The sequence below is a fragment of the Microtetraspora sp. AC03309 genome, assembly GCF_020826795.1.
GTDB lineage: Bacteria > Actinomycetota > Actinomycetes > Streptosporangiales > Streptosporangiaceae > Microtetraspora > Microtetraspora glauca.
In genome coordinates this window covers 1-6,760 of sequence record NZ_JADDIL010000149.1, presented here as the reverse complement: position 1 = coordinate 6,760, position 6,760 = coordinate 1, and the positions used below count along the sequence as shown (strand labels likewise).

Annotated in this window: 6 protein-coding genes; 4 read left to right on the top strand and 2 right to left on the bottom strand. The window is 66.9% G+C overall.

Annotated features, from left to right (window positions below; genetic code table 11):
- Positions 1–681 precede the first annotated feature (681 nt).
- Positions 682–1,629 (top strand): TIGR02569 family protein, encoded by a 948-nt coding sequence (locus IMZ11_RS41440; RefSeq protein WP_228648887.1) that lies wholly within the window; start codon positions 682–684, stop codon positions 1,627–1,629.
- Positions 1,630–1,689: 60 nt separating this feature from the next.
- Here the strand turns inward: IMZ11_RS41440 and IMZ11_RS41435 are convergent, their stop codons facing one another.
- Both IMZ11_RS41435 and IMZ11_RS41430 read right to left on the bottom strand, forming a co-directional pair.
- Entirely contained in the window at positions 1,690–2,037 is a 348-nt protein-coding gene (locus IMZ11_RS41435) for an STAS domain-containing protein (protein ID WP_228648884.1), read from the bottom strand.
- A 28-nt stretch (positions 2,038–2,065) separates the two neighbouring features.
- Entirely contained in the window at positions 2,066–2,503 is a 438-nt protein-coding gene (locus tag IMZ11_RS41430; RefSeq protein WP_228648882.1) for an ATP-binding protein, read from the bottom strand.
- Between the two features lie 782 nt (positions 2,504–3,285).
- Here IMZ11_RS41430 and IMZ11_RS41425 point away from each other — a divergent pair.
- From IMZ11_RS41425 to kdpA, 3 genes are all read left to right on the top strand, one after another.
- A complete protein-coding gene (locus IMZ11_RS41425; RefSeq protein WP_228648880.1) occupies positions 3,286–4,461 on the top strand; it encodes an MFS transporter in 1,176 nt (391 codons plus the stop codon).
- Between the two features lie 422 nt (positions 4,462–4,883).
- Positions 4,884–4,973 (top strand): K(+)-transporting ATPase subunit F, encoded by a 90-nt coding sequence (gene kdpF, locus IMZ11_RS41420; RefSeq protein ID WP_228648878.1) that lies wholly within the window; start codon positions 4,884–4,886, stop codon positions 4,971–4,973.
- The gene (gene kdpA / locus IMZ11_RS41415; RefSeq protein WP_228648876.1) at positions 4,973–6,634 is read left to right on the top strand and encodes a potassium-transporting ATPase subunit KdpA; all 1,662 of its coding nucleotides are present in this window, start codon (positions 4,973–4,975) and stop codon (positions 6,632–6,634) included. Before kdpF ends, kdpA begins: the two co-directional genes overlap by 1 nt.
- The last annotated feature ends 126 nt before the right edge of the window (positions 6,635–6,760 follow it).

Below are 6,760 nucleotides of genomic sequence, written 5' to 3'. Positions count from 1 at the left end.
CCACCGCTATCCCAAACACCGCCCCCGCGCCTGGGCCCGCAGACAGTGACCGTGACAGGGACAGGGATAGGGACAGGGACCGCCATCCCGCACGTGGTCAAGGCCACAGGCTGGCAGACCTGGCTGGTGATCTCGCCGGGCTCCAGAGCCGAAGACGCAAGCCCACCGCTGGGGCCCGGGCCGCTACCGAGAGGCGACGGCCGCCGGACGCCACCCACGGCTACGGGGCAGGCGCGCGGCCACGGCCACGGCCAGGGGAAGAGGAAGGGGGAGGGCTCCCACTGAGCCGCCGCACCTGCCTCGGCCCCCGATGGGCCGAGGGGAACTGAAGGCACGGCGACCGGGAGCATGCATTCGGATAGGCCGCGAGGCACGAAAGGCACAGCGGCCGGGAGCATGCGTTCGGATGGGCCCCCAGCATGAACATCGACGGCTGCAGGGAGATCCTCGGCCTGGAGGTCACCTCCGCGGGGGATACGGCGGGAGAGCGGGGCGCGGAGGCGGGGGTTTGTGGAGGCCGGCGTAAGACCGTGCCAGCAACCACCGCGCCCGCGACCGCGACAGCGGTATGCACCTGATCGCAACTATCACGGCCGGCCGGAGCAAGCCCCCGTCGTAGCGCCTACGGACACCGGCCCCGACACCAACCCAGCTCCGACCCCGACTCTGTGGTTCGCCCAGATGGCCAATCCGATGGTTCACATCGTCGACGTGAAAATCACGCGCTTGAAGAATCGGCGATCTGACACGATTTCCGGCATGGCCTTGAGGACTGTTGCCGAACCACCGGCGAGCGTGCTGGCGGCTTTCCAGTTGGCCGGAGTAGTCCGGCCGCTTCCCGGCGGGCAAGGGCAGAGTTTCCGCGTCGGTGATGCGGTCGTGAAGCCTGCGGGCAACCGGGAGGAGGCCGAGTGGTCGGCGCGCTTGTTTGCGGGATTGCAGGCGGCGGAGTTCCGAGTCCCTCGTCCTTGTCGCTCCCGCGATGGTGCTTACGTGGTTGATGGGTGGACGGCTTCGGAATTCCTGGCTGGTCAGGCGGGCCCCGCGGGCAGATGGGCGTGGCTGCTTGCCGTCAGCAAAGCGTTTCACAGGGAGTTGCGGGATGTGCCGCGGCCCGACTTTCTCGATCGCCGCGACCATTCATGGGCAATCGCTGATCGCATCGCCTGGAGCGAGATGTCCCAATCGCTGCCGACTAACGCCGAGGCGCAGCTGTCCGGGTTACTTGGGCTCAGAAGGCCCGTCGAGGCTCCCGAACAGCTCATCCACGGTGACCTGACGGGCAATGTGCTGTTCCATCCGAACCAGAGCCCGACCGTGATCGACTTCTCGCCATACTGGCGGCCGGCTGACTACGCCGATGCCATCGTCGTCGCCGACGGGCTCCTGTACCACGGTGCCGGGTCAGAGCTCGTCGATACCTTTCTCACTGGCTACCAACGGCTTCAGATGCTCGTGCGGGCTCTTATCTTTCGACTGGCCACGCTGATCGTCTGGAAAGGGCCGGACCAGGAAGTCCCCGAGGATGAGCTGACACGTTTCGCGCGCGTCACCCACCTCGTGAAGGTGTTCGAGCGGCGCATCCTCACGGAGAACGCGTCGGCAATACAGGAGACCGGCCGTCCCTGACAGCGTGGCGGCCGGTCCTGCCTTTTCCGTGCGCTGATTCCCAGCCGGAGACGGCGAGCCTCAGCGGAAGCTCTGCACCGCTTCCTCTTCGTTGTCGTAGGTCTCGAATACGGTCAGCAGCTTGGTGATCATCAGAAGATCTTGGATCTTGCGGGTCAGGTTGACGAGCTTCAACTGCCCGCCGTGGTTATTGGTGGTCGTGTAGGAGGAAATGAGCTCTCCGATGCCGGAGCTGTCGACATAAGAAATGCCGCCGAGGTTGAGAAGAATCTTTTTGTGCCCGTTGTCCAGCAGGTTGCGTACGCTCTCTCGGAGGTGAACACTGCCGTCTCCGATGACGATTTTGCCGGCCGCGTCGATCACGGTGACGTCGCCGTTCCGACGCTCGGTCAAGGTCAACTGAGGCATTGCGGGATCCTTTCTTCGGTGGGGTGGTTCAGTGGCGGACGTGTTTCGTCAGGCACACTTCGGTGCCCGGCAAGGCGTCGTGGTGACGCGCGTACAGTTCGTCGACGAGTTCCCTTATCAGCAGCAGCCCACGACCTGACCTGCTCAGACTCCCAGTGATCGGCACGTCGGCGGCGCTGCTTGAATCGAACCCTTCGCCTTCGTCGCGGATGGTCACCGTCACGCGGTCTGGTCTGGCGGAAATCCGCAGGTGGATTCTCTTGTCCGGTGCGTACCGGTTGCCATGTATGACGGCGTTGGCGACGGCCTCGTGGACCGCCAGGCCGAGACGGTAGCAGTCGTCCTCATTGAGCCCGACCCGGCGGGCGAAACGAGTGGCGATTTCCCCGGCCTTGATTATGCTGTCCACGCTGGAATCGAGTTCCAACTCTTCGATGGAATCCGGCGAACTCTCGGCATCAGGCACGGTCGGTATTTCCTTTCGCGACCCACCATCCATTCGTGTTCTTCTCAGAAAGAGGTGGGACCAAACGAGAGGAAAAGCATCCAGAACTTCAGATTTATGTCAAGGGCCGATGCCGCTTGGGGGGTGGGCCGGAGTGCGCCTATGGAAGGGGGAATTCGATCACGACCCGTCCGTCGCGCCGTGCCGAACGCCGCGCGACCGCCGTGCCGAATGCCGTGCGACCGCTGCGCTGAAGGCCGTGCGACCGTCGTGCTGACCGTCGTGCTGAACGGCATGCCGATCCGGGCTCGACCCGGAAGTTGTCCCAGAGGGGGCCCTGGAGCCCTGCCCTGGTGATCACACTGCATCCCGCTCGTGGGCTGTCTCGTGGGCTGTTTCGTATGTCGCCCCAGAATGAGTTCGACTTCCCGGGGCCAGGCCAGGTGGCCGATGCGAAGGTCTGGCCCAAGAGCTCGGAGGCTGCCCGAACCCAGTTGGGCGGCTCCGGGGCTGGCCCTGGCTCCGTTTCCGGCGCTGGCCCTGGCTTCGTTCGACGGGTCCGATCCGGGGGCCGGCTCGAAGAAGGTCTCGGTGTCGATGCGGTTCCGTTGATGGCTTGGTTGAGGCTTGCCCCCGGAATGGAGTCCGGCTTCCCGAAGGTCAATGCCGGGAGCTGATCTACGGCTCGCGATCTTGGGGCCACGATCCGCGGGTCGCCCGATCCGACCGCGAGAGCTTTACGCATGGCGGAACGCCGTTTCATTATGGTCGGCGATGTGTTTCCTGAGTGAACGGTGTTGCGCATGCCGATCGGCGTCTATGTCCTTGCTCTGGCCGTGTTCGTGGTGGGGACGGACAAGGACCTGATCGTCGGGGTCCTGCCGTCCATCGCGAGCGACATGCACGTGTCCGTGGCCACAGCGGGCCAGCTCGCCACGGTGTTCGCTGTCGCGTACGCCTTCGGCGCGCCGGTCCTGGCGGTCGTCACCTCGAACGTCGACCGGCGACGGCTGCTCACCTGGGCGCTTGCGGGCTTCGCCGTTGCCAATCTCGTGTCCGCGACAGCGCCGTCGTATCCGCTGCTGCTGGGCTCGCGCGTCCTGGCGGCGCTGACCGCCGCGCTCTACACCCCGGCCGCCATGGCCGCTGCGGCCCGGATCGCGCCGCCCGAGAGGACCGGGAGGGCACTGGCCGTGGTCACCATGGGATTCTCCGCCGCCGCGATTCTGGGCGTTCCCCTCGGCACCCTGCTTGCCGCGGCGGTCGGATGGCGGGCCGCCTTCGTCATGATCTCCGTACTCGCGCTGGTGGCGACGCTCGGCCTGCTCCGGGGACTGGGCGTGATCTCCGGACACGGCGTGATCGGCCTGAGCGAGCGGGTCGGCGTGCTGCGCAACCCGCGCGTGCTGAGACTGCTGGCGGTCAGCGCGGCCACGCAGTGCGCCGGATTCACCGTCCTGCTCTATCTGGGGCCGTTGCTGGCGGAGACAGCGGGGATCACCGTCGTGCAGCTGGCGGCCTTGTTGATCGTCTTCGGCGTCGCGGGACTGGCGGGCAACGCGTTCGCGGGACGGTTCACCGACAGATTCGGCCCGGAGCGAGTGCTGTCGGTGGCGCTGATCTGGGTCACCGTGGCGCTCGTCGCCTTCACGGCGATCGCCCGGAGCCTGCCGGGCGCCTATGTGGCGGTATGCGTGTGGGCTCTCGCCGCCTGGATGGTCCCGGTGCCGCAGCAGGCCCGCATCCTGCGGTTGGAGCCGAGGGCCTCGGCCGTGGCGATCTCGCTCAACTCCTCTGCCATGCACATCGGGTCGGCGGTCGCGGGCGGGTTCGGGGGAGTGATCGTGGAGAAGGGACACGTCACCGCGTTGCCGATCGCCGCCGCCGCGGCCTCGCTCCTCGCCCTGGCCGTCCTCGTGGCCGACGCCAGGCTCAAGCGCCGGGCCACGTCGATCGCCGCCGCCGACACGGTTCAGTGAGGGGTGGGTGTGCCGGTGCGGCCTCGGCAGTCGTCATCTAGCGGTCGTCATCTCGCGGTCGGCCATGCGGCCGGTCCGTCATGCGGGCGGTCCGTCATGCGGGCGGTCCGTCATGCGGCCGGTCGGCGGTCGCGGGACGGTATCCCCGAGCGCGAGAACCCGGCGTCGTGCGCGGCGGATCGCCCGTCGACCGTGGGCGTAGGAATGCTGTCAATAATCATCCGGGCGGCGTAGGAAAGCCGTCAAGAAGGCGCGAAATCTCCCAAAACCCGCGATTTGCTTACCTCGGGCCGTCCATCTGGGCGGCTCGAGGCACGTTATCCGGCATCTGAGGAGTTGGGGATGGCTGACGTCATCTTCGTCGCCCTGACGATCGCGATCTTCGCGGTTCTCGGGCTCGTCGTGAAGGCGGTGGAGCGGCTGTGAGCGCGGTCAACGCGACCGGCCTGGTCGTGACCATCGGTCTCGTGATCTTCATGGTCGCGGCCCTGCTGTTCCCGGAGCGGTTCTGATGTCGCCGACCGCAGCGGGAATCGTCTTCATCGCGTCCATGGTCGTCGCCCTCGCGGTCGTGCACCGGCCGCTCGGCGACTACATGTACCGCGTCTACACCAGCACCCGGCACTACGCCTTCGAGCGGGTGATCTATCGCCTGATCGGTGTCCAGCCCGACACGGAGCAGCGTTGGACCGTCTACGCCCGCAGCGTGCTGGCGTTCTCCGCCGTCTCGATCCTGTTCCTGTACGCCTTCCAGCGCCTGCAGGACAAGCTGTTCCTCTCGCTGGGCTTCGCCCCGGTGCCCGACCACATCGCGTGGAACACCGCGGTCAGCTTCGTGACCAACACCAACTGGCAGGCGTACTCGGGTGAGTCCACGATGGGTCACCTGGTGCAGATGGCCGGTCTGGCCGTGCAGAACTTCGTGTCGGCCGCGGTCGGCATGGCGGTCGCGATCGCGCTGGTCCGCGGTTTCGCCCGTAAGAAGACCGATGAGCTGGGCAACTTCTGGGTGGACCTGGTCCGCGGCTCGATCCGCGTCCTGTTGCCCCTGGCCTTCGTCGGCGCCCTGGTCCTGGTCGCGGGCGGCCTGATCCAGAACTTCGCCGATCCGCACACGATCACGACGCTGGCCGGTGGGGAACAGGCGATCACCGGTGGTCCGGTGGCCAGCCAGGAGATCATCAAGGAGATGGGCAACAACGGCGGCGGTTTCTACAACGCCAACTCGGCCCACCCCTTCGAGAACGCCACCAGCTGGACCAACTGGGTCGAGATCTTCGCGATCCTCATGCTGCCGTTCGCGCTGCCACGCACCTTCGGCCGCATCGTCGGTGACAAGCGACAGGGGTACGCCATCGTCGCGGTCATGGGCGTGCTGGCCATCACCAGCGTCAGCGTGCTGACCGGACTGGAGATCGCGCACAACGGCACGGTCCCGCAGGCGGTCGGGGCCGCGATGGAGGGCAAGGAGGTCAGGTTCGGGGTGGCGAACTCCGGCACCTTCGGCGCCGCCACCACGCTCACCTCGACTGGCGCGGTGAACTCCTTCCACGACTCCTACACCGCGCTCGGCGGCATGATCACCATGTTCAACATGATGCTGGGCGAGGTCGCGCCCGGCGGCGTGGGCGCGGGCCTGTACGGCATGCTCGTCCTCGCGGTGATCACGGTCTTCGTCGCCGGTCTGATGGTCGGGCGCACCCCCGAATACCTCGGCAAGAAGATCGGCGCACGCGAGATCAAGCTCGCGTCGATGTACTTCCTGGTCACCCCCGTACTCGTGCTGGTCGGCACCGCGCTGGCGATGGGGTCCGCGGAACAGCGCGCGAGCATGCTGAACAGCGGCGCGCACGGCCTGTCGGAGGTGCTCTACGCCTTCACCAGCGCCTCCAACAACAACGGTTCGGCGTTCGGCGGTCTCACCGTCAACACTCCCTGGTACGACGTCGCGCTCGGCCTGTGCATGGCACTGGGCCGGTTCCTGCCGATCGTGTTCGTGCTGGGTCTGGCCGGATCGCTGGCCAGGCAGTCGCCCACTCCGGCCTCGGCGGGCACGCTGCCCACCCACCGCCCCCAGTTCGTCGGCATGGTGGTCGGCGTCACGATCATCCTGGTCGGCCTCACCTTCCTCCCCGCTCTGGCGCTCGGGCCGCTCGCAGAAGGAATTCACTGACATGTCAACACCCGCGCTCGAAGCGCCGGGTCGCGCCCCCGCCCCAAGGAAGGGCCGGGTCGGCGGCGGCCTGCTGGACCCCAAGCAGATGCTCCGGTCGCTGCCGGACGCGCTGCGCAAGCTCAA

Coding starts and splice junctions, on each gene's coding strand:
- IMZ11_RS41440 (WP_228648887.1), top strand. CDS start 682: ATGGCCAATCCGATGGTTCACATCGTCGACGTGAAAATCACGCGCTTG.
- IMZ11_RS41435 (WP_228648884.1), bottom strand. CDS start 2,037: ATGCCTCAGTTGACCTTGACCGAGCGTCGGAACGGCGACGTCACCGTG.
- IMZ11_RS41425 (WP_228648880.1), top strand. CDS start 3,286: ATGCCGATCGGCGTCTATGTCCTTGCTCTGGCCGTGTTCGTGGTGGGG.
- kdpA (WP_228648876.1), top strand. CDS start 4,973: ATGTCGCCGACCGCAGCGGGAATCGTCTTCATCGCGTCCATGGTCGTC.